The 24,047-nt window shown below is 71.7% G+C and carries 24 protein-coding genes and 1 riboswitch; of the genes, 10 read left to right on the top strand and 14 right to left on the bottom strand.

All coding sequences use genetic code 11. The features are described 5' to 3' along the window. Positions 1–95 precede the first annotated feature (95 nt). Together murQ and AB0F18_RS06775 are read left to right on the top strand one after the other, a co-directional pair. Positions 96–1,019 (top strand): N-acetylmuramic acid 6-phosphate etherase, encoded by a 924-nt coding sequence (murQ, locus tag AB0F18_RS06780; RefSeq protein ID WP_362055708.1) that lies wholly within the window; start codon positions 96–98, stop codon positions 1,017–1,019. Between the two features lie 34 nt (positions 1,020–1,053). Next, the gene (locus AB0F18_RS06775) at positions 1,054–2,601 is read left to right on the top strand and encodes a PTS transporter subunit EIIC (protein WP_362055706.1); all 1,548 of its coding nucleotides are present in this window, start codon (positions 1,054–1,056) and stop codon (positions 2,599–2,601) included. 12 nt (positions 2,602–2,613) lie between these two features. Here the strand turns inward: AB0F18_RS06775 and AB0F18_RS06770 are convergent, their stop codons facing one another. Then, a complete protein-coding gene (locus AB0F18_RS06770) occupies positions 2,614–4,020 on the bottom strand; it encodes a hypothetical protein (protein ID WP_362055704.1) in 1,407 nt (468 codons plus the stop codon). A 135-nt stretch (positions 4,021–4,155) separates the two neighbouring features. Between AB0F18_RS06770 and AB0F18_RS06765 the strand changes: the two genes are divergently transcribed. Next, positions 4,156–4,356, top strand: coding sequence for a hypothetical protein (locus AB0F18_RS06765; RefSeq protein WP_362055702.1), 201 nt, complete (start codon positions 4,156–4,158; stop codon positions 4,354–4,356). Between the two features lie 166 nt (positions 4,357–4,522). On the opposite strand, the gene AB0F18_RS06760 is transcribed toward AB0F18_RS06765, so the two are convergent. Next, entirely contained in the window at positions 4,523–5,194 is a 672-nt protein-coding gene (locus AB0F18_RS06760) for a hypothetical protein (RefSeq protein ID WP_362055700.1), read from the bottom strand. Next, positions 5,191–5,409, bottom strand: coding sequence for a hypothetical protein (locus tag AB0F18_RS06755; protein ID WP_362055699.1), 219 nt, complete (start codon positions 5,407–5,409; stop codon positions 5,191–5,193). Before AB0F18_RS06755 ends, AB0F18_RS06760 begins: the two co-directional genes overlap by 4 nt. A 115-nt stretch (positions 5,410–5,524) precedes the next feature. On the opposite strand from AB0F18_RS06755, the gene AB0F18_RS06750 reads away from it, so the two are divergent. Both AB0F18_RS06750 and AB0F18_RS06745 read left to right on the top strand, forming a co-directional pair. Beyond that, positions 5,525–6,358: a helix-turn-helix transcriptional regulator gene (locus AB0F18_RS06750; protein WP_362055697.1), complete on the top strand. Its 834-nt coding sequence runs from the start codon at positions 5,525–5,527 to the stop codon at positions 6,356–6,358. Beyond that, positions 6,342–6,596 carry a DUF397 domain-containing protein gene (locus AB0F18_RS06745; RefSeq protein ID WP_362055695.1) on the top strand — a complete coding sequence of 85 codons (255 nt, stop codon included), beginning with the start codon at positions 6,342–6,344 and terminating at the stop codon, positions 6,594–6,596. The genes AB0F18_RS06750 and AB0F18_RS06745 overlap by 17 nt, the downstream gene beginning before the upstream one ends. 17 nt (positions 6,597–6,613) lie before the next feature. On the opposite strand, the gene AB0F18_RS06740 is transcribed toward AB0F18_RS06745, so the two are convergent. The 4 genes from AB0F18_RS06740 to AB0F18_RS06725 form a co-directional block, all read right to left on the bottom strand. Further along, positions 6,614–8,335, bottom strand: coding sequence for a CAP domain-containing protein (locus AB0F18_RS06740; protein WP_362055693.1), 1,722 nt, complete (start codon positions 8,333–8,335; stop codon positions 6,614–6,616). 167 nt (positions 8,336–8,502) lie between these two features. Continuing rightward, positions 8,503–9,537: a hypothetical protein gene (locus AB0F18_RS06735; protein WP_362055691.1), complete on the bottom strand. Its 1,035-nt coding sequence runs from the start codon at positions 9,535–9,537 to the stop codon at positions 8,503–8,505. 64 nt (positions 9,538–9,601) lie between these two features. Continuing rightward, entirely contained in the window at positions 9,602–10,342 is a 741-nt protein-coding gene (locus AB0F18_RS06730; protein ID WP_362055689.1) for a beta-glucanase, read from the bottom strand. Positions 10,343–10,384: 42 nt separating this feature from the next. Next, positions 10,385–11,011, bottom strand: a complete 627-nt coding sequence (locus AB0F18_RS06725; protein WP_362055687.1) for a phosphoribosylanthranilate isomerase — start codon at positions 11,009–11,011, stop codon at positions 10,385–10,387. A 122-nt stretch (positions 11,012–11,133) separates the two neighbouring features. Between AB0F18_RS06725 and AB0F18_RS06720 the strand changes: the two genes are divergently transcribed. After that, the gene (locus tag AB0F18_RS06720) at positions 11,134–11,799 is read left to right on the top strand and encodes a hypothetical protein (RefSeq protein ID WP_362055685.1); all 666 of its coding nucleotides are present in this window, start codon (positions 11,134–11,136) and stop codon (positions 11,797–11,799) included. 78 nt (positions 11,800–11,877) lie between these two features. On the opposite strand, the gene groL is transcribed toward AB0F18_RS06720, so the two are convergent. The 4 genes from groL to thrC form a co-directional block, all read right to left on the bottom strand. After that, positions 11,878–13,497, bottom strand: a complete 1,620-nt coding sequence (gene groL, locus AB0F18_RS06715; RefSeq protein WP_007265555.1) for a chaperonin GroEL — start codon at positions 13,495–13,497, stop codon at positions 11,878–11,880. A 332-nt stretch (positions 13,498–13,829) separates the two neighbouring features. Beyond that, a complete protein-coding gene (locus AB0F18_RS06710) occupies positions 13,830–14,036 on the bottom strand; it encodes a cold-shock protein (RefSeq protein WP_008743607.1) in 207 nt (68 codons plus the stop codon). A gap of 381 nt (positions 14,037–14,417) precedes the next feature. Next, positions 14,418–14,696, bottom strand: a complete 279-nt coding sequence (locus AB0F18_RS06705; RefSeq protein WP_045950714.1) for a ubiquitin-like small modifier protein 1 — start codon at positions 14,694–14,696, stop codon at positions 14,418–14,420. 36 nt (positions 14,697–14,732) lie between these two features. Beyond that, positions 14,733–16,043: a threonine synthase gene (gene thrC / locus AB0F18_RS06700; RefSeq protein ID WP_362055683.1), complete on the bottom strand. Its 1,311-nt coding sequence runs from the start codon at positions 16,041–16,043 to the stop codon at positions 14,733–14,735. 17 nt (positions 16,044–16,060) lie between these two features. Beyond that, positions 16,061–16,199, bottom strand: a riboswitch (SAM riboswitch). A gap of 201 nt (positions 16,200–16,400) precedes the next feature. Between thrC and AB0F18_RS06695 the strand changes: the two genes are divergently transcribed. Continuing rightward, the gene (locus AB0F18_RS06695; protein ID WP_362055681.1) at positions 16,401–17,405 is read left to right on the top strand and encodes a glucosyl-3-phosphoglycerate synthase; all 1,005 of its coding nucleotides are present in this window, start codon (positions 16,401–16,403) and stop codon (positions 17,403–17,405) included. A gap of 95 nt (positions 17,406–17,500) precedes the next feature. Beyond that, positions 17,501–18,961 carry a trehalose-6-phosphate synthase gene (locus AB0F18_RS06690; protein ID WP_362055679.1) on the top strand — a complete coding sequence of 487 codons (1,461 nt, stop codon included), beginning with the start codon at positions 17,501–17,503 and terminating at the stop codon, positions 18,959–18,961. 81 nt (positions 18,962–19,042) lie between these two features. Here AB0F18_RS06690 and otsB read toward each other — a convergent pair whose 3' ends face one another. The 3 genes from otsB to AB0F18_RS06675 form a co-directional block, all read right to left on the bottom strand. Further along, positions 19,043–19,900, bottom strand: a complete 858-nt coding sequence (gene otsB, locus AB0F18_RS06685) for a trehalose-phosphatase (protein ID WP_362055677.1) — start codon at positions 19,898–19,900, stop codon at positions 19,043–19,045. A gap of 102 nt (positions 19,901–20,002) precedes the next feature. Next, the gene (locus tag AB0F18_RS06680) at positions 20,003–20,353 is read right to left on the bottom strand and encodes a DUF3263 domain-containing protein (RefSeq protein ID WP_362055675.1); all 351 of its coding nucleotides are present in this window, start codon (positions 20,351–20,353) and stop codon (positions 20,003–20,005) included. A 76-nt stretch (positions 20,354–20,429) separates the two neighbouring features. After that, a complete protein-coding gene (locus AB0F18_RS06675; protein WP_362055673.1) occupies positions 20,430–21,734 on the bottom strand; it encodes an extracellular solute-binding protein in 1,305 nt (434 codons plus the stop codon). A gap of 260 nt (positions 21,735–21,994) precedes the next feature. On the opposite strand from AB0F18_RS06675, the gene AB0F18_RS06670 reads away from it, so the two are divergent. Next, a complete protein-coding gene (locus AB0F18_RS06670) occupies positions 21,995–22,888 on the top strand; it encodes an ROK family protein (protein WP_362055731.1) in 894 nt (297 codons plus the stop codon). Then, positions 22,888–24,039, top strand: coding sequence for an N-acetylglucosamine-6-phosphate deacetylase (gene nagA / locus AB0F18_RS06665; protein ID WP_362055671.1), 1,152 nt, complete (start codon positions 22,888–22,890; stop codon positions 24,037–24,039). The genes AB0F18_RS06670 and nagA overlap by 1 nt, the downstream gene beginning before the upstream one ends. Positions 24,040–24,047: the final 8 nt, after the last annotated feature.

Genomic DNA, 24,047 nt, shown 5'->3' with positions numbered 1-24,047 from the left:
GGCCCGGCGCCCCGCCGACCGGTCCCCGCCGGTGCACCATGGCTCCCACCGGACCGCCCCGGGCCGCCGCGCCCCCGCCCGCAGGAGCCCCGCCCATGACCGCGTACGCCGACCTCCGCGCCCAGCTCGACACCCTCACCACCGAGGCCTTCCGCCCCGAACTGGCGGAGATCGACCGGCTCCCGACGCTGGAGATCGCCCGGCTGATGAACGCCGAGGACGCCACCGTCCCGGCCGCCGTCGCCGCGCAGCTGGAGCCGATCGCCGCCGCCGTGGACGCTGTCGCCGAGCGGATGGCCCGCGGTGGCCGGCTCGTCTACGCGGGCGCGGGCACCGCCGGCCGGCTCGGCGTGCTGGACGCCAGCGAGTGCCCGCCCACCTTCAACACCGATCCCGCGCAGGTCATCGGACTGATCGCGGGCGGCCCCGGCGCCCTGCTCAAGGCCGTCGAGGGCGCCGAGGACTCCCGGGAGCTGGCCGCCGAGGACCTCACCGCCCTCGGCCTGACCCCCGAGGACACCGTCGTCGGTGTCTCCGCCTCCGGCCGCACCCCGTACGCGATCGGCGCCGTCGAATTCGCCCGTACGCGCGGCGCGCTCACCGTCGGCCTGTCCTGCAACCCCGGATCCGCCCTCGCCGCGGCCGCCGAACACGGCATCGAGGTGGTCGTCGGCCCCGAGCTGCTCACCGGCTCCACCCGGCTGAAGGCCGGCACGGCGCAGAAGCTCGTACTGAACCTGATCTCGACGGTGACGATGATCCGCCTCGGCAAGACGTACGGGAACCTCATGGTCGACGTACGCGCCTCCAACGAGAAGCTGCGCGCCCGCTCGCGCCGCATCGTCGCCCTGGCCACCGGCGCCCCGGACGCCGAGATCGAGGCCGCGCTCACCGCCACCGGCGGCGAGGTCAAGAACGCGGTCCTCGTCCTCCTCGGCGGGGTGGACGGACCCACCGCCGCCGGTCTCCTCAGCGCCGCCCGCGGCCACCTCCGCGAGGCGCTCGCCGCACTCCGCTGACCTCCGCCCGCCCCCACAGCAAGGCGACGCACCCATGCCCACTGACAAGAACCGCGCGACGGCCGCCGCGATCCTCCCGCTGGTCGGCGGCCCGGACAACATCACCTCGGTCGCGCACTGCATGACCCGCCTGCGGATCGGCCTGCGCGACCGCTCCCTCGTCGACGACACGGCGCTCAGGGCGGTGCCGGGCGTCCTGGGCGTCGTCGAGGACGACACGTACCAGATCGTGCTGGGGCCGGGCGCGGTCGCCCGCGTCACGCCCGAGTTCGAGGCCCTGGTCGCCGAGGGGCGTACGACGGCACCCGCGCGGCCCCTCCCGGCGGCCACGGCCCGGCCGGTCACCGCGGCAGCGGACCGGCCCGCCCCGGCCGCGTCGCCGACGCCCGTCACGGCGGAGGAACTGGCCGCCCGGGGCGCGGCGCTGAAGGAGGCCCGGAAGGCCCGCAACGCCACCCCGTTCAAGCTGTTCCTGCGCCGGATCGCCGCGGTCTTCGTCCCGCTGATCCCCGCCCTCATCGGCTGCGGGATCATCGCGGGCCTCGGCGGGTTCCTCGCCAACCTCGGCTGGGTCCCCGCCCTGGTCCCGGCGCTGACCGCGATCGGCTCCGGGTTCATGTCCCTGATCGCCGTCTTCGTCGGCCACAACACCGCCAAGGAGTTCGGCGGCACGCCCGTCCTCGGCGGGGCGGTCGCCGCCGTCGTCGTCTTCCCCGGCGTCGCGAAGATCGAGGCCTTCGGGCAGCACCTCTCCCCCGGCCAGGGCGGGGTCCTCGGCGCCCTCGCCGCCGCCCTGCTCGCGGTCCGCGTCGAACGGTGGTGCCGCCGCCGGGTCCCGGAGGCCCTGGACGTGCTGGTCACCCCCACCCTCACGGTGCTCGTCCCGGGCCTGGTCACCCTGTTCGGCCTGATGTACGTCGCGGGTGCGGTCTCCGCCGGCATCGGCACCTTCGCCGACCGGCTCCTCGCCACCGGCGGCGCCTTCGCCGGGATGGTGCTGGGCGGGCTCTTCCTCCCCCTGGTGATGCTCGGCCTGCACCAGGCCCTGATCCCCATCCACACCACCCTCATCGAGCGGTCCGGGTACACGGTCCTGCTGCCGATCCTCGCGATGGCGGGCGCGGGCCAGGTCGGCGCCGCCCTGGCGGTCTACTGCCGCCTCCCGCGCAACGGCTCGCTCCGCGCCACCATCAGGTCCGCGCTCCCGGCCGGCCTGCTGGGCATCGGGGAGCCGCTGATCTACGGGGTCTCGCTGCCGCTGGGCCGCCCCTTCGTCACCGCCTGCCTCGGCGGCGCGGCGGGCGGGGCCTTCATCGGCCTGTTCAACCAGCTGGGCGTCGCCTTCGGCTCCACCGCCATCGGCCCCTCGGGCTGGGCCCTGTTCCCCCTCCTCGACGGCACGTCGGGCATGGCGGCGACCGTCGCCGTATACGCGGGCGGCCTGCTGACGGGCTATCTGACGGGTTTCCTGGCCACGTACTTCTTCGGCTTCACCCGCCAGATGCTGACGGACCTGAACACGGACCCGCAGCCCACGCCCACGGCCCACCCGGAACCCACGACGGAACCGGCCTTGACCTGACCGTGGTGTGAGTCACCGGGCCGGGGTCGGGGTCGCGCCCTTCTCGGTGGCACTGGCCTTTTCCAGGAGCTCCCGGTAGGGCATCTCCGCCACGGCGCCGCGCACCGGCGAGAGACCGTACCGCTGACTGGCCGCGTCGTTCGCGTGGGGGTTTTGGGGATCGTACTCAAACCGCTTATCCGGCGGCGACACATCGACAATGACGCGCGGATTCTTACCGCCCAGCCTCCACAGGGTGACGCGCTGTGGACCGCGGGTCACGTTCAGGATTTCACTGCTGTTCGACATCCTGGACTGGTATCTGTACTTGGCGGGGGCGAGATCTCCCTCCTGGCAGACCTTCTTGAGCGTCCCCCCCTCCGCCCTGGAGTCCACATATTCCGAGGGCAACTTCATTCTGTCTTTCCTGATCACGTACACCTCAGCCCGGGCACTGATCGCTTCATATTGGTGAGGATCGGTACCCGTTATCTCAATGACCTCATCCTGGGCGACCTCTTCCCCCGGATTCAGTACGCGGCCGACCGGCTCGACGAAGTCGCCGTCATAGATCAGCTCGCTTGCGGCAGGCTTGCGGTCGAGCTTGTTGTTTGCGGCTACGCCATGGATCCAGTAGATGCTGCCAAGGATGTAGACGGGCACCTGACCGGCGTTCTTCACGTACAGATGGACCGTCACGTACACCCCCTTCGCCCCCTTTTCCATGCTCGAATCCCTGAACTCCGCCCCGCTCTGGATCAGCGGCGTCGTCACCCAGGGGACATAGATCTGCGCATACGCCAAGTTGGCGCCGGCGAGAAGGGTGGAGATAACCACCCCGATCGCGATTTTCCTGGGAACGCGGAGCCCCCTCCACGCCCCGCATTCAAAAAGTCCCAACAGGGCTATCAGGGACCAGACGCCGAGGGTCATCCCGACCACGGTGTAAATGCTGAATCGCTCGCCGATCTGCAGCAAAAGGAGGGCTGCGCTGCAGAGGAGGGTGATGACGACTCCGACCAGAACGACCACCCCCGAGTAAGGCCACCGCCGCTTTCCCCAGTAGTCGAGGGCGGCCACGACGGCCAGCACCTCCACCACGGCCACGACAAGGATGGTGAGCCCCGCGATCCGCCCCCCGTACGTCACCGCAGAGCCGCTGTCCGATATTCCGATCCGGAAGAGCGGCACCGCCGTCGCGAGGAGGCCGGCGGCCATGAAGAAGCACAAGCCCCGTCGCAACCACGCCTGGTCCGGCCAGACATCGATGTCCCCGCCGAGCCAGTGGATCTCGCACCCCGGTTCCACACCGGCATGGTCCAGGGTTCTTAGGAGTTCCTTGAGGGACCGGGCCTTGCCCACGCGCCTGCCGTCTACCAAAACCTGGCGGAAGCACAGGTCATCAGGCGCCCTTACGGATACCTCGGGCGTGCTGGCCATAACACCAGCCTGCCGCTCGACCGCGGGCGGCGCCCCTCGTGCGCCCCCCTGTGCGCCCCCCGAGGGTGCGCACGACGCGCCGCAGAGGGAGGCTGGTGGTGACGTGTTGGTGTCACCCGCCCCAGAGGAGCTCCCATGCGTGTCCGAATCCTCGCGTTCGCCGCCGCCCTCGTACTGGCCGCCCTCGGCGCCGCAGTCCCCGTCGCGCAGGCGGCCCTACCGGCCATTCCAGGACCGACGTGCGAGTCCGCAGGGGGAATGGTCGAGTACGACACCGCGACCGGCGTGTACAACTGCAAGGGCGGCGAGCACGACGGCGAACGCATCACCAACTGAGCCGCGGCTCGCGCACGGCGGCCACCAGCAGCAGCCGGCCCCACCGGTGAGCTCGGCGCGCTTCGCCGTCACGGCCTGCGGTCAGCCGACCCGTTGGCCCCGTCGAAGTCGGCGATCAGCTCGTCCAGGCCGTCCTGCTCGATCTGGCGCCCGTCGCCCCTTACCCTCACCGGCCCGGCCCGGCGACGGTCCGCAGGAAGCGGACGAGGTCCTCCACCGAGTAGCCGAGCTTCGGCCCCCGCTCGGCCGCCATCAAGAGCAGCTGGCCCACGATCTCCGCGCCCCAGCCGTCGCTCCCGTCCGCCGCCCACTCCTCCAGCCGCGCGACGGCGAGGTCGGCCATCAGCAGCCCGTACCCCTCCCGGACCTCCGCGCAGGTCGCGGCGACCGCGTCCAGCAGCCGCGCACCCGGCCGCTCGCAGCGCAGTGCGAAGCAGCCACCCGCCTCCTCGGGCACGCACCCCTCGGGCGGCCGCGCCCGCAGCCGCGCGTAGCGCGCGTCGTCCGGGCCCGGGCAGTCGTCCACAGGCCTGTGGACCAGCGTGAACCGGTGCCACCCCGGCGGCGGTGGCGGCTGCGGCCGCCAGGCCGTGAGCCCGAAGGCCTCGTGCACGAGCGTGGTCGCCTCGTCCGCCGTGTCGGCCGTACGCGCCTCGCGCCGCTCCCCGTCGTCCCCGACGGCCGTCCACGGCCCGTCGCCCCCGTCCCGCCACACCCGTACGGACAGCCCCGCGCCCTTGCGCCGCCACCCGTCGCCCCCGCCCAGGACCGCGTCCAGCCCGCGCAGCTTCCAGCCGAGCTCGAAGGCGAACTGCGCCGCGTCCACCGCCTCGCTCACGCGCCCGCCCGCTCGTGCAGTACGGCGGCCAGCCGCAGGGCGGTGTCCAGGTTGCAGCGGCCGAGGTCCACCAGCGGCAGCCCGTACGTCCCCGCCGCCGAGACCCCGTCCACGTCCAGCGACGGGAAGGTGACGCCGACCCCGGCGAGGGACTCCTTCAACTGCCGCACGGCCTCCTCGGCCGCCCGCATCCGCTCCTGCGGGGTGAGCACCATGACATGTCACCTTTCCACTCTGAGTATTCAGCTCCTCTACACAGCGTGGCGGCGCCCCCGCTAGCCTTCAAGGTGGGCCACCGCATCAACCGCAGATGTTGGACCGGGAGTTGTCATGCCAGGAAAGAAACTCGACCCCGCCTCACCCCGCGCCCTCCTGGGCGCCGAACTCCGCGTAGCCCGCGAACGCTCCGCCATGAGCCAGGCCGGCCTGGGCGAGAAGCTGTTCGTGAGCGGCTCGTACGTCGGCCAGATGGAGGCGGGCACGCGCCGGATCACCCCCGAACTCGCCGCGTCGATAGACGGGATCCTCGGGACGAACGGCTTCTTCGCCCGCAACTGCGTGGCTGTGGCCAAGTCCAAGTACCCGAACCACTTCGCCGCAGCAGCTGAAGTAGAGGCCGAAGCACTGACCATCAGGGAGTACGCGCCTCTGGCGCTGCCCGGGATACTCCAGCCGGAGCGGTACGCCCGGCAGGTCTTTCGGGCCTACCAGCCGACGGCCACAGAAGACGTCATCGATGAGCTGGTCGCGAACCGTCTGGACCGTGCCGCGCTGCTCAAGGACCCGACAACGCCGATGTTGTGGTGCGTTCTAGATGAGAACGTGCTCCGGCGCGTGGTGGGTGGCCCCGAGGTCATGGCTGAGGCCCTTCGGCACATCGCCCGGCTGATCCGCTCTTGCCGGATCGTCGTCCAGGTACTCCCGTTCAGCGCGGGTGCCCACGCATCGATGGGCGGCACCCTGAAGCTGATGTCGTTCGAGGACGCCCCGCCCCTCGCGTATGTCCAAGGCAACGCAATAGGCTTGCTGTTGGACGATCCAGCCACCGTCGCCCGTCACACCCTGACCTACGATCTCCTCACAGCCAGTGCACTGTCACCGCAGCAGTCGCTAGCCCTGATCGAGTCCGTGGCGGAGGAATACGAGCATGAAGCTAATGCCTGAGTACGACCTCATCACTGCCACCTGGCACAAGTCCAGCTTCAGCGGCGCCAGCGGGGGCGACTGCCTGGAAATGGCCACCTGGCGCAAGTCCACCTACAGCGACGGCACCGGCGGCGACTGCGTCGAGGTCTGTGACGACCACACCGACGTCGTCCCCGTCCGGGACTCCAAGGTCCCGGACGGTCCTCACCTCGTGTTCCGTTCGCCGGCCTGGGTCACCTTCATCACGACCCTCTGACGGCCCGGCCCCGCACGCTACTGCGGGGCCGCGCTGTTCGGCGGGGCGATGTCGAACGAACCGTGCGCACCCCACGCACCACTCGCACCGCCGCCGTCCCACCACTGCGACCGCACGGCGCCGTTGGGGCCGACCCAGAACACGTCCAGATGGTTGTTGCGCTGGGCCACGGCAGCCACACCCGAACTCGCTGCGGCGGCACCGGGAGCGGCGATGTTGAACGAACCGTGCGCACCCCACGCACCACTCGCACCGCCGCCGTCCCACCACTGCGACCGCACCGACCCATCAGGACCCACCCAGAACACGTCCAGATGGTTGTTCCGCTGAGCCACGGCAGCCACACCCGAACCCGTTGCGGCAGCACCCGGAGCGGCGATGTTGAACGAACCGTGCGCACCCCACGCACCACTCGCTCCACCACCGTCCCACCACTGCGACCGCACCGACCCATCAGGACCCACCCAGAACACGTCCAGATGCCCGTCCCGCTGCGACACGGCAGCCACACCCGAACCCGTTGCGGCAGCACCCGGAGCGGCGATGTTGAACGAACCGTGCGCACCCCACGCACCACTCGCACCGCCACCGTCCCACCACTGCGACCGCACCGACCCATCAGGACCCACCCAGAACACGTCCAGATGCCCGTCCCGCTGCGACACGGCGGCAATGCCCGAACCGGTGGCAGCCGCACCGGGCGGCGCGATGTTGAACGAACCGTGCCCACCCCACGCACCACTCGCACCGCCACCGTCCCACCACTGCGACCGCACCGAACCGTCGGGCCCGATCCAGAACACGTCCAGATGCCCGTTCCGCTGAGACACGGACGCGACGGCCGAACTCGGGACGGCACTGCCCGGAGCGGCGATGTTGAACGAACCGTGCGCACCCCACGCACCACTCGCTCCACCCCCGTCCCACCACTGCGACCGCACCGAACCATCAGGCCCCACCCAGAACACGTCCAGGTGACCGTCCCGCTGGGACACCGCACTCGTGCCGCGGAAGGGCAGGGTGGGCGCCGGAGGCGGTGGAACCGGTTGTGGAACCTGGCCGCCGGCCGGGATGGCCCGCTGGCCGGTGATGTTGCCCGCGGCGGCGTACCGGCACACCAGGATCCAGCCCGTGCCGTTCTTCGTCGGCACGCCCTCCTTCACACCGCAGCCGACCGCGGTGGTGGGCGACTGGGGGGACATCCACACCATCTGGGAGTAATGGCCCCACACCTTGTAGTTGTTGCCGTCGACGGGGGCGTTGCCATCGGCGTCGAACTTGGCCTTCTCGGCGATCCAGCTGTAGTTCACCGAGGGGTCCACCGCCATCAGGGGATTCACCGGAGCGGTGGAGTTGAGGAGGTTCTCGCCCTCGTTGCCGTTCGTGGCACGGTCGCTGTGGTGGAGCCCGCCGCCTTCGCTGGAGGCGGGGTCGTCGGCCCAGGCCTGCGCGTCGCAGGCGAGCTTGGGGCTCCACGTGAGGGAGACCAGGGCGAGCCCGGGGTTGTACTTCTGGACGGCTTCCCGGCGTGCGTCGTTGTGGGCACGGACCATCGCGCCGGCATCGGAGGCACTGATCCGCGATCCCGTGCCGGGCGGAGGATCGGGGCAGGTGGGGGACTTCGCCGCGGTCGCGGGGCCCTGAGCAGCGGGCGCGTACGCGAAGGCGGTGGGCGTCGAGCCCGTCATGACGAGGCCGCACAGCAAGGCGGCCGCGATGGCGAAAGCGTTGGGTTTCATCGAATACCTCGATGGGATCCACCGAAAGGGAAGTGCCGGGATGCCCGGGTGCGTACCGCACTCATGCCGGGCGTCGACCGGAGCCGGCGATGGAATCATCATCACCCCTTCGGGGTGGGACCGCCCCTCCAGCCCGCCCCCGCCCGTCGCGCGGGCGCCCTGGCCCCTCACGCCCCCGCGGTCGGCGGGAGGAGGGCCAGGAGCGCGGCGCGGGCCACGGCGGTGCCCGACATGATGCCCGTGTAGCGGCCCGCGTCGGTGAAGGCGACGTAGTCGTCCTCGTCGAGGAGGGCCGCACGGAGCCAGGCCGCGTCGTCGGCGGTGCGGTCCAGGGCCTTCGTGTGCAGGACCGGGGTGAACAGCTGCTCCAGCCGGGGCACGTCGAGCTCGTGGGGCAGGCTGTCGAACCCGCTCACCCCGCGGGCCAGCAACTGTTCCTCCAGGAACGGGTTGAGCTCGTCGCGCGGCGACGGATGCGTCAGGTACCGCATGCCCTCCAGGCCGAGCTCCTTCATGAGCCGCGCCGACGGCGCCGGCCCCGACGCCTCGGCGAGACGGACCCCGGCGGCCTGGCCGGACGACTGCAAGTACGCCTTGCCCAGGCCGGGATCCGCCTCCTGGAGGCGTTCGAGGAGGTCGGCCGGGCGGGCCCAGCCGACGAACTGCCCGGCCCTGCCCTGCCGCTGGGCCGTGAAGACGACGACCGAGGGCCGGCCGAGCCGGGCCGCGCCGGCGCACAGCAGGAACAGCCGGTGCTCCCACCAGGCGTGCCCGTCCTCCAGGTCGACGACCACCACCTCGACACCGCGCAGGCTCCGCAGGGAGGCGAGGGCCGCGACCCCGCCGGCGTCGGCCAGGGAGAGCCCCGGCTGCGGGGCCACGTTGCGCGGGACCATCAGGCCGGGCCGCGAACCCGCGGCCGCACTCAGGGCGATCTTGACGGCGCCCACCTCGACCGTCCCGCCGCCCGCGGCGGCGCTGCTCAGGGCCAGCAGCAGGACGGGCAGCAGACTCAGGCCGACGATGCCCAGCAGCGCCCACCCGGCCGGCACGGAGGCCACGCCCAGCGCGGTCCGGGCGGTGCCCCAGACCACCACCAGGACGACCAGCAGCAGCGGGGCCAGGAGTACGGCCGTCCGTGCGCCGAACGGCCAGAACACCGGGCCCGCGTTCGCCTTGCTCAGCCTGCGGGGCGAGTCCACGCGACCCATTATCGGCCGCCCCGCCGACCACCGCCCGGGGAGCCCGGGCGGGTCAGGACACCGCCTAGCCCCGGTACACGCGCAGCTCCGACACCTCGTACGACATCTCCGTCTGCTCCGGGCCCGGCGCCGGGTGGTACCTCCCGGCGGAGACCGACAGGTTGACGATGAGGTACGCGTGCCAGCCGCGGCCCACGCCCCGCCCGTCGGAGAAGACGCGGGCGCCGTTCACCCACCAGACGACCGACCTGCGGCCGAACTCCACCCTCAGGTCGAGCCAGCCGCCGGGCCTGACCGTCGGGTCGCGGTGGTAGCGGTGCGCCTCGCGGACGTGGTTGGAGAGTTCCAGCAGGTCCGGGTTGTCGGGGTGGTACTCGAAGACGTCGATCTCCTGGCCGCCGTCCCGCCAGGTCCAGATCGCGGGCCAGGCACCCGTCTCCGCCGGCAGTCTGACGCGGGCCTCCAGGACGTCCCCCGTGCGGACCATGAACCCCTGGTCACTGCCCTCGGTGGTGAGCAGGCCGGTGTCCCAGTCGCCGTCGGGGCGGCGGGTGGCCCGGAAGGTGCCGCTTCGGCTGTAGGCGGGGTCCGCCACGAGGTGGTCGAGCTTGTTGTCGCCCGGGTTGACCGGGCCGCCGTCGGGATAGGCCCAGGAGCGGCCGGCCACCCACTGGGCGGTGGAGGTGAAGTCGGCGGTGAAGACGGGGGCGCGGCGCGGCGTGAACACCGGCAGGCCCCCGCCGCCGGCCGCGGGGACGAGGCGGCGGGTCAGGCGGCGCAGCCATCCGGAGGTGTCCGATTCCATGGGGTTGTCCTGCCCGCCGTACGGGCCGCCACGCGCATGTTCTCACTCAGAGTAATCGTATGATTGCGAGGCGGCGTCGATGAAGGCCCGGATGAGCTCGGGGGACTTCACCCCGCGTTCCCGCTCGACCCCGCTGGAGACGTCCACCCCCCAGGCGCCCGTGGCCCGTACGGCCTCGCGGACGTTGGCCGGGCCGAGCCCGCCGGCCAGCAGCCAGCGGCCCTCGGGCGCCGTGAACTCCGCGGAGCCCCAGTTCCAGGGCTTGCCGGAGCCGGGGTCGGGGGCGTCGATCAGCAGCAGGTCCTCCCCGTACTCGCCGCAGCGCGCGACGTGCTCGGCGGTGGCCCGCAGCAGGGTCCGGCCCGGCGCGCGCAGCGCCTCGTAGTACTCGGGACCCTCGTCGCCGTGCAGCTGTACGCCGCGCACGCCGCTCTCCTCCGCGAGCCGGCGCACCTCCTCCAGCGGCTGCCCGCGGAACACGCCGACGGTGAGCACGCGCTCCGGCACCCGTTCGGCGAGCTCGCGCGCGGCGGCGGAGCCGATGGTGCGGGGGCTGCCGGGTGCGAGGACGAACCCGACGGCGTCGGCCCCGGCGGCCACGGCCGCGTCGACGTCCTCCGGGGTCTTCAGCCCGCAGATCTTGATGAACACGTTCTTCCCGTCGGTCATGCCAGCAGTCAACCAAATCGCGCTCCGCGGCGCCGGGGCGTCCACCGGGAGTCCGCGCCCTTTACGCACCCCCGCCCGCGCGGTTACCTGGAAGCCGGGGCGGACGAGCCACGGGGGGCGTCATGGCGGGCCGGGCGGGGACATGGTGGCGGGCGATCTGGCGGACCGTGCTGGCGCTGGGCGTGCCACCGCTGGCCGCCGCCCTGGCCTTCGGCGTGGCCCGGGAGTGGGCCTACGGCTCCCTCAACGGCTGGCTGACCTTCCTCGCCGGGCTACTGCTCCCCCTGCTCCTGCTCGGCGGACACGCCGCGCTCGCCGGGTCGCGCGGTGCCTTGCTCGTCGCCCTGTCCGCCGTCCCGGCCGGCGTCGGCGTCTTCCTCACCCTGTCGGCCGTGGACGCCGGCGTGCTGGCGGACCGGGGCGTGGAGGTCGACTGCGTCGTCCTGGAGGTCACCAAGCACACCAAGACGGATTCCTCCATGGACGCCAACGGCCATTGGACCACCTCCACCACCACCTCCTACGACCATCGCCTGTCCTGCCCGGCGGGCCCCACCGACCACATGGAGGCGGGCTCGCGGCTGGCGAAGGAGGGCGAGACCCTGGCGCTGGTGTACGACCCGCGGGGCAAGGCCATCACCGAGCTCGCACGCGACCTCCACCCCCGGGGTATGCGCACCGCGGCGGAGGTGGCGGTCGGGGCGGCGGTGCTCCTGGGGCTGGCCGGCGCCGTCCGCGAAGCGCGCGAGGAGCTGCGCCGCCGGCGGTGGAGGGCGGGCCGGTGGTGAAACGCCCGAGGGCGGCACCCCTTCGCGCAGAAGGAGTGCCGCCCTCGGTCCGAGAACAGCCGATCAGCCAGGGGCCGATCAGAAGTCCATGTCACCGCCCGGCATGCCGCCCGGAGCGGCGGCGGCCTTCTCCGGCTTGTCGGCGATGACGGCCTCGGTGGTCAGGAACAGCGCGGCGATGGACGCGGCGTTCTGCAGCGCGGAGCGCGTGACCTTCGCCGGGTCGATGATGCCCTCGGCGATCATGTCGACGTACTCGCCGGTGGCGGCGTTCAGACCGTGGCCGACGGCCAGGTTGCGCACCTTCTCCACGACGACGCCGCCCTCAAGACCACCGTTGACGGCGATCTGCTTCAGCGGGGCCTCCAGCGCGAGCTTCACGGCGTTGGCGCCGGTCGCCTCGTCACCGGTGAGCTCCAGCTTCTCGAAGACCGAGGAGGCCTGGAGCAGGGCCACGCCACCACCGGCGACGATGCCCTCTTCGACGGCCGCCTTCGCGTTGCGAACGGCGTCCTCGATGCGGTGCTTGCGCTCCTTGAGCTCGACCTCGGTCGCGGCACCGGCCTTGATGACGGCCACGCCGCCGGCCAGCTTCGCGAGGCGCTCCTGGAGCTTCTCGCGGTCGTAGTCCGAGTCGGAGTTCTCGATCTCGGCGCGGATCTGGTTGACGCGGCCCTGGACCTGGTCGCTGTCACCGGCACCGTCGACGATGGTGGTCTCGTCCTTGGTGATGACGACCTTGCGGGCGCGGCCGAGCAGGTCGAGACCGGCGTTCTCCAGCTTGAGGCCGACCTCCTCGGAGATGACCGTGCCGCCCGTGAGGATGGCGATGTCACCGAGCATGGCCTTGCGGCGGTCGCCGAAGCCCGGGGCCTTGACGGCGACGGACTTGAAGGTGCCGCGGATCTTGTTGACGACCAGGGTCGACAGGGCCTCGCCCTCGACGTCCTCGGCGATGATCAGCAGCGGCTTGCCGGACTGCATGACCTTCTCCAGGAGCGGCAGCAGGTCCTTGACCGAGCCGATCTTGGAGTTGACGATCAGGATGTACGGGTCGTCGAGGGACGCCTCCATACGCTCCATGTCGGTGGCGAAGTACGCCGAGATGTAGCCCTTGTCGAAGCGCATGCCCTCGGTGAGCTCCAGCTCCAGACCGAAGGTCTGGGACTCCTCGACGGTGATGACGCCTTCCTTGCCGACCTTGTCCATGGCCTCGGCGATGAGCTCGCCGATCTGGGTGTCGGCGGCGGAGATGGAGGCCGTGGAAGCGATCTGCTCCTTGGTCTCGACATCCTTGGCCTGGGCGAGCAGGGCGGCGGAGACGGCCTCGACGGCCTTCTCGATACCACGCTTGAGGGCCATCGGGTTGGCACCGGCAGCCACGTTGCGCAGACCCTCGCGGACGAGCGCCTGGGCGAGGACGGTGGCGGTGGTCGTACCGTCGCCGGCGACGTCGTCCGTCTTCTTGGCGACTTCCTTGACCAGCTCGGCGCCGATCTTCTCGTACGGGTCCTCGAGCTCGATCTCCTTGGCGATGGACACGCCGTCGTTGGTGATCGTGGGCGCGCCCCACTTCTTCTCAAGGACGACGTTGCGACCCTTGGGGCCAAGGGTGACCTTGACGGCGTCCGCGAGCTGGTTCATGCCACGCTCGAGACCGCGCCGGGCCTCCTCGTTGAACGCAATGATCTTGGCCATCTGAAGTGGTCCTCCAGGACTGGGGTTCCCCCTACGTCACCAGACGTGAGGGGAGGGTGGATTGCTCCGGACCGCGCCCGCGCCCGCGACGGACGGCCTGCCGACCCGGCGGTTCCTTCCCGCCGGACCCTGCGGGCCTCACCGACCCGGTCCTCGTCTTGTAGCACTCTCACCCGGAGAGTGCTAACGCCAATGATTAGCACTCGGCCCCCACGAGTGCAAGCGGCTTCGGGTCATGCCGGGCCGGCACATACGTGAGGGGCCCGCATCCCGTCCAGGATGTGGGCCCCTCACGTGTTGGCGCGTGCGTCGGTGGCCGATCGCGCTTCGACTCAGCCGGCCGCGAGCTTGACCATGTCAGCCTGCGGACCCTTCTGACCCTGCGAGATCTCGAACTCGACCCGCTGACCCTCTTCAAGGGTGCGGTACCCGTCCATCTGGATGGCGCTGTAGTGGACGAACACATCCGCACCACCGTCGACCGCGATGAAGCCGTAGCCCTTCTCCGCGTTGAACCACTTGACGGTGCCCTGAGCCATGCCTAACTCCCCTATTACTGGCCCTTGCGCAGGTCCGCACTTCGCGGACCCGGGTCAGAACTTGCGCCGGAACGCCTCGACCGGGGCTGAATGTATCTGCACCGCTGCTGTCTGCAACAGGTCATTCCGACGAGAAATCTGGACACGCGCAAACGCGGAAATGGACTGAAAAGTTGGCCTATTCCAGGGCAACTCGGGCCCGACAAGCCGCACCAATGCCCCAAAAGGCACGCGCATGTTGACTCAATGTCAACCCTCTCGCGACCCGTTCATATGCGGCGGGCAAGAACAGCGGAGGGGACTTCCCCAACTCTACCGCGCCCAATCAAGCAGAATTGCCCCCTCCGCTTTTAGCGGAGGGGGCAATTCAGATTCTTCGGATCAGCAGCCGCCGGCCACGGCGGGGATGATCGAGACGCCGGCGCCGTCCGGCGTCGCCGTCTGCAGGCCGCCCTCGAAGCGCACGTCGTCGTCGTTGACGTACACGTTCACGAAGCGGCGCAGCTTGCCCTGGTCGTCCAGGACGCGCGCGGCGATGCCCGGGTGGTTCGCCTCCAGCGAGTCGATGACCTCGGCGAGGGTCGCGCCCTCGGCCGGGACCTCGGCGGCGCCGCCGGTGTAGGTGCGCAGGATGGTGGGGATGCGGACGTTGACGCTCATGGCGCTACCGCCTTTCCGGGTAGTGCGGGGGAAGGGTCAGGCCAGGCCGGCGGCGCGGAAGGCGTCCAGGCTCGGGCGGATGGTGGCGGTCTGGCCGGTGCCGGACACCGCCTCCAGGGTCTTGAGGCCGTCACCGGTGTTGAGGACCACGGTGGTCAGCGACGGGTCGAGGAGCCCGTTCTCGATGAGCTTCTTCGTCACGCCGACGGTCACGCCGCCCGCGGTCTCGGCGAAGATGCCCTCGGTGTGCGCCAGGAGCTTGATGGCCGCGACGACCTGCTCGTCGGTGACGTCCTCGACGTAGCCGCCGGTGCGGCGCGCGATGTCCAGCACGTACGGGCCGTCCGCCGGGTTGCCGATGGCCAGGGACTTGGCGATGGTGTTCGGCTTCTGCGGGCGGACCACGTCGTGGCCGGCCTTGAAGGCCGTCGACACCGGGGAGCAGCCCTCGGCCTGGGCGCCGAAGATCTTGTAGGGCTTGTCCTCGACCAGGCCGAGCTTGATGAGCTCCTGCAGACCCTTGTCGATCTTGGTGAGCTGCGAGCCGGACGCGATCGGGATCACGATCTGGTCGGGCAGCTGCCAGCCGAGCTGCTCGCAGATCTCGTACGCCAGGGTCTTGGAGCCCTCGCCGTAGTAGGGGCGCAGGTTCACGTTGACGAAGCCCCAGCCCTCGCCCAGCGGGTCGCCGATGAGCTCGGAGCAGAAGCGGTTGACGTCGTCGTAGTTGCCCTCGATGCCGACCAGGTCGCCACCGTAGACACCGGCCATGACGACCTTGCCCTGCTCCAGGTCGTGCGGGATGAACACGCAGGAGCGGAAGCCGGCGCGGGCGGCCGCGGCGCCGACGGCGCCGGCCAGGTTGCCGGTGGAGGAGCAGGAGAGGGTGGTGTAGCCGAAGGCGCGGGCGGCCTCGACGGCGATGGCCACGACGCGGTCCTTGAAGGAGTGCGTCGGGTTGCCGGAGTCGTCCTTGACGTAGAGCTTGCCGGTGACGCCCAGCTCCTTGGCCAGGTTCGCCGCGTCCACGAGCTTGGTGAAGCCGGGGTTCAGGTTCGGCTTGCCGGCCACGTCCGCCGGGACGGGCAGCAGCGGCGCGTAGCGCCAGATGTTGTTCGGGCCGGCCTCGATCGCCGCGCGCAGGGCCTCCGGGTCGCCGGTCGGCAGCTCGTAGGCCACCTCCAGCGGACCGAAACACTCGGCGCAGGCGAAGATGGGGCCGAGCTCGAAGCGGGTACCGCACTCACGACAGGAAAGGCTGGTGGCGGGTCCGAGATCGACGGATCCGGCGGTGTGGGAGCCAGAAGTGGCAGAAGCGGCAGAGGTGGCGACAGTCTGTGCAGCCATGACGGCGAGGCCCTTTCTCCTCATCTTCCCCATGGCGCACTTCGCCATGAGACGGAATTGGCACCTTCCCTAGCCGGGGCCCCGCGCGTGCGAGAACCGACTGGAGGGTTGCCGGGGCTTCAACGGGCCGTGTCCCTCTGCCCCTCTGGATGAGCGGTATGGCACCGGCACACGCGCTCGATGGCGCGCCGGTGCGTTTGTCGCGAGGACCCCCGGCATGCGGTGGACCTTCGCGTTGTTCAAGACTGTAACCGAAGGGACGGCCGGTTGAGACAGCCGTCCGAACCGCGAGATGGATCACGATTCGGCCGAAAACCGCCGGGCGTGACGCCGCCGAATGACCAGGGAGTGCTGAGAGTGCTGGATGAGGTGGAGCGCTGGCTGGCCGACCGCTCCTGGTCCGCCGCCGACCGACCGCTCGACCAGCTGCTCGACCGGAAACGGGCGGCCGGGACGACGGTGAGCGTGGTGCTGCCGGCGCTCGACGAGGAGGCCACGGTCGGGGAGATCGTGGAGGTGATCCGGCGCGACCTGATCGAGGGACTGCCGGTGCCGCTGGTGGACGAGCTGGTGGTGGTCGACTCCGGGTCGACCGACCGGACCGCCGAGGTCGCGGCGAAGGCCGGCGCCCGGGTGGTGCACCGGGACGAGATCCTGCCCCGCATCCCCGCCGTGCGCGGCAAGGGCGAGGTGCTGTGGCGCTCCCTGCTGGCCACCACCGGGGACATCGTCTGCTTCATCGACGCCGACCTGCGGGACTTCTCGTCCACCTTCGTCTCCGGGATCGTCGGGCCGCTGCTCACCGACCCGCAGGTGCAGTTCGTCAAGGCGATGTACGACCGCCCGCTGGGTCCGGAATTCGACGGGCTCGCCGCCGGCAAGCCTCCCGGCCAGGGCGGGCGGGTGACCGAGCTGGTGGCCCGGCCGCTGCTCAACCTGCACTGGCCGCTGCTGGCCGGGTTCGTCCAGCCGCTCGGCGGCGAGTACGCCGTACGCCGCTCCCTGCTGGAACGTTTGCCCTTCCCCGTCGGGTACGGCGTCGAGCTCGGCCTCCTGGTCGACGCGCTGCACACCGTCGGGCTGGACGCGCTGGCCCAGGTGGACGTGGGGGTCCGGCTGCACAAACACCAGAGCGGGCAGGCCCTGGGCCGGATGGCCGCGGCGATCTACCGCACCGCGCAGCTGCGGCTCTCGCGCGGGCACTCCCCCGGCTACCGCCGGGGGTACCCCCACATACGGCCGGTGCTGACGCAGTTCGAGAGGGGGCCGGACGGGTTCGTTCCGCGCACGTATCCGGTGGACACGGAGGAACGGCCGCCGATGCTGGAGATCGAGGAGTACACGGTCCGTCGCGTGGCGTGAGCGGCGCGGCTGCGGATCCCTCCCCTGACCCGGGCGTGACGAACCGGGCATTTCCCGGACGTTTGAGCGAGCAGACCCCGGGCTAGGTTCGCGGCATGGCTTCTCAGGTACTCGTCGCCGCCAACCGCGGCCCGCTCTCGTACGCCCTCGCCGCCGACGGCACGCTCAGCGCCCGGCGCGGCGGGGGCGGTCTGGTCTCCGGCCTGTCCGCGGCGCTCGCCGCGCAGCCGCAGGCCCTGTGGATCTGCGCGGCCCTCTCCGACTCCGACCGCGAGGCGGTCCGGCGGGGCGTCGCCGAGCCCGGGGTGCGGATGCTGGACATCGACCCCTCGGTCTACCACGACGCGTACAACGGCATCGCGAACTCGGTGCTCTGGTTCACCCACCACCACCTGTACGACGTCCCGCGCGAGCCCGTCTTCGACGCGGAGTTCCGGCGGCACTGGGACTCGTACACCGCCTACAACCAGGCCTTCGCCGAAGCCCTGGCCGAGGAGGCGGCGCAGGGCGCCCGCGTCCTGGTCCAGGACTACCACCTGGCCCTGGTCCCGGGGGCCCTGCGGGAGCTGCGCCCGGACCTGCGGATCGCGCACTTCACGCACACGCCGTGGGCCTCGCCGGACTTCCTGCACATGCTCCCGGACGACATCCGCAGCCGGCTGGTGTGGGGCATGCTCGGCGCGGACCAGCTGGGCTTCCACACCGCGGCCTGGGCCGCCGCCTTCATCAGCGGCGCGACGGTGGACGACGTGCACGGCGTCGCGGACGGTTTCGTCCCCCGCGAGGGCCACCAGGGCGGGGTCCACCACCGCAGGCTCGGGGCGGACGGCGGGTACGGGGAGACACGGTTCACCGGGGTGGGGCAGTACCCGCTGGGTGTCGACGGGGACGACCTGCGGGCCCTGGCGCACCGGCCGGCGGTCGACGACAAGCTGGCCTCGCTGCGCGCCGAGGTCGGCGACCGCAGGACCATCGTCCGGGTGGACCGGACCGAGCTGTCGAAGAACGTCCTGCGCGGGCTCCTGGCCTACCGGGAGCTCCTGACCGTTCACCCCGAATGGCGCGGCCGGGTGGTCCACCTGGCCTCGGCCTACCCGTCGCGGCAGGACCTGGAGGTGTACCGGGCGTACACCCAGTCGGTGCGGGAGCTGGCGGAGGAGATCAACGCGGAGTTCGGGACGGCGGACTGGCAGCCGGTGCTCGTCTCGGTCGAGGACGACTTCGCGCGGTCGCTGGCGGCCTACCGGATGGCGGACGTGGCGCTGGTGAACCCGGTGCGGGACGGCATGAACCTGGTCGCGAAGGAGATCCCGGTGGTGTCGGAGGCGGGCTGCGTCCTGGTCCTGTCGACGGGGGCGGGCGCGTACGAGGAACTCCGCCAGGACGCCCTGGCGGTCAACCCGTACGACGTCACGGCAACGGCCGAAGCCCTCCACACGGCCCTGACGATGCCGGACGAGGAACGCGCGGCCCGTACGAAGCGCCTGGCAGCAGCGGCAACAACCCTCCCCCCGGCAGCCTGGTTCACGGCCCAGCTGGAAGCACTGGGGGACTGAGCCGGGCCCCGGGGGGCGGCCTGGTGGGGGCTTGCGGTGCGGGCCCGTGGGCTCGTGGGGGGGGCTTGCCGTGCGGGCCCGCTATCTCCCCCGCAGTGCCCCCGCCAGCTGCGCCAGGAACGCCGATACCGCGCCGGGGCCCGGGAGGACCAGGTCGGCCCTTGCCGCGAGTTCCGGGACTTCCGCCGAGCCGCTGCACACCAGGAGGCCCGGGAGGCCCTCGGCCCGGCGCTTTTCGACCGCCGAGTACGCCGCGAGGTCGCCCAGGTCGTCCCCCGCGTACAGCACCGGCCCCGCGTCCCGCTCCTGCAGGAACTCCGTCAGTGCGACGCCCTTGTCCATGCCCGGCGGCCGCAGCTCCAGTACGGCCCGGCCCGGCTCGACGATCAGGCCGTGGCGGGCGGCGAGCTCCGCGAGGGGCTCGCGCAGGGCCTCGAACGCCGCCTCCGGGTCCTCCGCGCGCCGGGTGTGGACGGCCAGTGCCTGGCCCTTCTCCTCGATCCAGGTCCCGCGCCACGCCCCGATGGCGTCGAGGAAGCCGGGCAGCTCGGCCCGTACCGCCGCCACGCCGGGGTGTTCGGCGGGGGCGTGCACGACGCCGGTGACGGCGTCCCAGCGTTCGGCGCCGTAGTGGCCCAGGACCACCAGGTGCTCCAGCCCGGACACCCCGGCGAAGCCTCCGTAGCGGACCGCGACCCCGGCCGGCCGGCCGGTGACCACGGCGACGGCCGCCACCTCGGGGGCCAGCGCGGCGAGCGCGGGCACGGCGTCCAGGTGGGCGCGGGCCTGGTCGGGGTCGGGAACTATGTCGGCGAGTGTGCCGTCGAAGTCGAGGGCCACGACGGCCCTGCGGGGTGTACGGAGGAGGGCTTCGAGGCCCTCGCGTCCGGCGGCGGTGGCGGGCACGGGCATCGGCGGATCGTGCGGATGGCTCCCCATGCCGTCGACCCTACCGGCGCCGCCGGTACCCCGCCCAGACCTTCCGGCCGGGATCCACCGCAGCGGGCCGAACCCGCGCCCGGACCCGTGCCCGCCCGGCCCCTACCGCCGGGCCCGCTGGGCCTCGCGGATGCGCCGGAGGCGGTTGACGGTGCCGGGGGCGTGGGCCAGGGCGCGCGGGTCGTCCATGAGGGCGTTGAGCAGCTGGTAGTACCGCACGGGGCTCAGTCCGAGCCCCTCGCGTATCGCGCGCTCCTTGGCGCCGGGACCGGGCCAGCTGCGGCCCTCGTACGCGAGGACGGCGGCCTCGGCGGCGCTCAGCGGGCCGGGGCCGGCCGGGCCGGACGGGGCCTCTGCCGCGCCGGACCGGGGCGGGGTCTCGGCGTCGGCCGGCCGGGCCTCGGCCGTCTCCGCTGCCGCGCCCGTCTCACCCGCCTGTCCGCCGTCTGTCATACCGCCACACTAACGCCGCCCACCGACACCGCCGCGGGGCCGGGACGAGGGGGTGCCGCTGCGCGGGGCTGGTCCCCTACCTCTCCCCGTCCGCCTTGCGTGCCGCGTCCGCGATCTGTTCCAGGACCTTGGCCGGCTGGCCGCCCGGCTGGACCGTTTTTCCGATGTTCTGCTTCACGTCCTCACTGACCCCGGCCCAGGACTTCTTGCCCACCGGGTACAGCCGGGCCGTCGGCAGGGCGGCCAGGAAGGTGCGGAGCTGGGTGGCCGGGCCGCCCGTGGCCGCTTCCATGGCGCGGTAGCCGCTGGTGGTGACGGGCAGCAGGTCGTACTGGTTGGTGAAGGTGGTCACGTTCTTCGCCGTGTACAGCTGGTCGAGGAACTTCCCGGCTTCCTTCTTGTGGCCGTTCTTGAAGGCCATGACCCAGTCGGCGACGCCCATCGTGGAGTGGTCGGTGCCGTCGGCGGTCGGCATGGCGACCATCCCGAACTTCACGCCCTTGCCCGCGGCCTGCTTCAGCAGCGTCGGGTGGCCGTTGAGCATGCCGACCTCGCCCCGGGTGAAGGCGTCGAAGGCGGCCTGGCGGTCGAGCTTGGCCGGTTCGACGGGGCCGGTGAGGCCCTGGCCGACCATCCGGTCGCGCAGGAACTCGAAGGTCTTGACGTTCTCCGGGGCGTCGATCGCGTACGCCTCCTCGTTGTCGGTGTAGCCGCCACCGCCGGAGAGCATCCACATCATCGTCTCGGCCTGGGCCTCCTCGCGGCCCAGGGGCAGCGCGAAGGGGGTCGGGACGTTGACGGCCTTGAGCTTCTTGGCGGCGGCTTCGACGTCCGCCCAGCTCTTGGGCTGCCAGGGGGTGCTGCCGTCCTTGGGGATGACGCCGGCGTCGCCGAGGAGCTTGGTGTTGTAGAAGAGCAGCCGGGTGCTGGCCACGAACGGCATGCCGTACTGGACGCGCCGTACCTTGCCTGCGTCGGCGAGCGGGGCGAGGAAGTCGGCCTCGGTCTTCACCGACAGCAGTTCGTCGGCGGTGTAGAGCTTGCCGGCCTCGGCGTAGTCGGCGTAGGCGCCGATCTGCGCGATGTCGGGGGCCTTGCCGGCCTTGACCATCTCGGCGACCTTGGCGTCGACCTCCGACCAGGAGTAGACGCTGACCTCGACCTTGACGCCGGGGTTGTCCTTCTCGAAGGCGGTGGCGAGGTTCTTCCAGTAGCCGGCGGAGGAGTTCTGCGGATTGTCGCCGTAGTCGGCCGCCACGACCCGGAGGGTCACCTCGTTGTCCCCGGCGAGGCCCGGCACGGCTCCACAGCCGGTCAGCGTCGCGCCGGTCAGCCACAGTGCGGCGCCGGACGCGGCCAGCCTCAGGTAACGGCCCTTCACAGTTCTCGATCCACCCCTGGTTGTACGTACGATCCACGTAAGGTCTACACCACTTTGGCGGCACCTCCACATCCGGAACGGCGTCTCGCGCGGACTGTTTCCAAACCGTCTCGTAGCGCGGTCCGGACCGGGCTCCCGAATTTGTATGGCCGCTCAACAATCCCGTCCAATGGACTAGACCTTTCCCCTTCGAGCACGCGAGACTGTCTCCTGTGAAACCCGTGAAACACGTCATCGCCCTCGATGTGGGCGGCACCGGGATGAAGGCCGCCCTCATCGCCGGAGACGGCACCCTCCTGCATGAGGCGCGCCGCGCCACCGGCCGCGAGCGGGGCGCCGAAGCCGTCGTCGAGACGATCCTGGACTTCGCCGCCGAGCTCCTCGACCTCGGCCGGGAACGCTTCGGCACGTCCGCCTCGGCCGCCGGTGTGGCCGTCCCGGGCATCGTCGACGCCGAGCGCGGCATCGCCGTGTACGCGGCGAACCTGGGCTGGCGCGAGGTACCGATGCGCGAGCTGCTCAGCGCGCGCCTGGGCGGCATCCCCGTCGCCCTGGGCCACGACGTCCGCACGGGCGGGCTCGCCGAGGGCCGCATCGGCGCGGGCCGGGGCGCCGACCGCTTCCTGTTCGTCCCCCTGGGCACCGGCATCGCCGGCGCCATCGGCATCGCCGGCCGCATCGAGGCCGGCGCCCACGGCTACGCCGGCGAGATCGGCCACGTCGTGGTCCGCCCCGGCGGGCCCGCGTGCGGATGCGGCCAGCACGGCTGCCTGGAGACCCTCGCCTCCGCCTCCGCCGTCTCGCGCGCCTGGGCGGCCGCCTCCGGCGACCCCGACGCGGACGCCGCGGACTGCGCCAAGGCCGTCGAGTCCGGCGACGCGCGCGCCGAGGAGGTCTGGCTGACCGCCATCGGCGCCCTCGCCGACGGGCTCGTCACGGCGATCACCCTGCTGGACCCGAACACGCTGATCATCGGTGGCGGGCTCGCCGAGGCGGGGGAAACCTTGTTCACACCACTGCGGACGGCCGTCGGGGAACGCGTGACGTTCCAGCGGCTGCCCGAGATCGTTCCGGCCGCCCTCGGGGACACCGCCGGATGCCTGGGCGCAGGGCTGCTCGCCTGGGACCTACTCGCCACGGAGGTACCTGCCTGATGTCCGGACGCGCACAGAGCACCGTTCTCTCCGGCGCCAGGGTGGTGCTGCCCACCGGGATCGTGGCGGGCGGCCGCGTCATCGTCGAGGGCGCCAGGATCGCGGGCAGCGCCCACGAGGACGCCGACGTCGTCGACCTGTCCGGGCACTGGATCGTCCCCGGCTTCGTGGACATGCACAACCACGGCGGCGGCGGCGCCTCCTTCACCTCCGGCACCGCCGAGGAGGTCCTCACCGGCGTACGGACCCACCGCGAGCACGGCACCACCACCCTCGTCGCCTCCACCGTCACCGGCGACCTCGACGAGCTCGCCCGCCGTGCGCAGCTGCTCGCCGAGCTCACCCAGCAGGGAGAGATCGCCGGCATCCACTTCGAGGGCCCCTTCATCAACCCCTGCCGCAAGGGCGCGCACAAGGAGGACCTGCTGCGCGACCCCGACCCGGCCGAGGTCCGCAAGCTGATCGACGCCGCGCACGGCGCCGCCCGCATGGTCACCCTCGCCACCGAGCTGCCGGGCGGGCTGGACTCCGTACGCCTGCTCGCCGAGCACGGCGTCATCGCGGCGATCGGCCACACCGACTCCACGTACGACCAGACGCGCCAGGCCATCGACGCGGGTGCGACCGTCGCCACGCACCTGTACAACGCGATGCCCGGCCTGGAGCACCGCGCGCCCGGCCCGATCGCGGCGCTGCTGGAGGACGAACGGGTCACCGTCGAGCTGATCAACGACGGCACGCACCTGCACCCGGCCATGCTGGAGCTGGCCTTCCACCACGCGGGCGCCCACCGCGTCGCGCTGATCACCGACGCGATGGACGCGGCCGGCTTCGGCGACGGCACCTACCACCTGGGCCCGCTGGAGGTTGAGGTCAGGGACGGGGTCGCCCGGCTCGTGGAGGGCGGCTCCATCGCCGGCTCCACCCTGACCCTGGACACCGCCTTCAAGCGGTCGGTGACCGTGGACCGGCTGCCCGTGGAGTCGGTGGTGCAGGCGATCTCCGCCAACCCGGCCAAGCTGCTGGGCCTCTACGGGGAGGTGGGCTCGCTGGAGCCGGGCAAGTACGCCGACCTGGTGGTCCTGGACGCGGAGTTCGACGTCAAGGCCGTCATGCGGCGCGGCGAATGGATCGTCAGCCCGCTGGGCTGAACCGGCCT

The organism is Streptomyces sp. NPDC029216, from assembly GCF_040648015.1.
Classification (GTDB): domain Bacteria; phylum Actinomycetota; class Actinomycetes; order Streptomycetales; family Streptomycetaceae; genus Streptomyces.
This window is presented reverse-complemented; position numbering and strand designations above follow the sequence as displayed.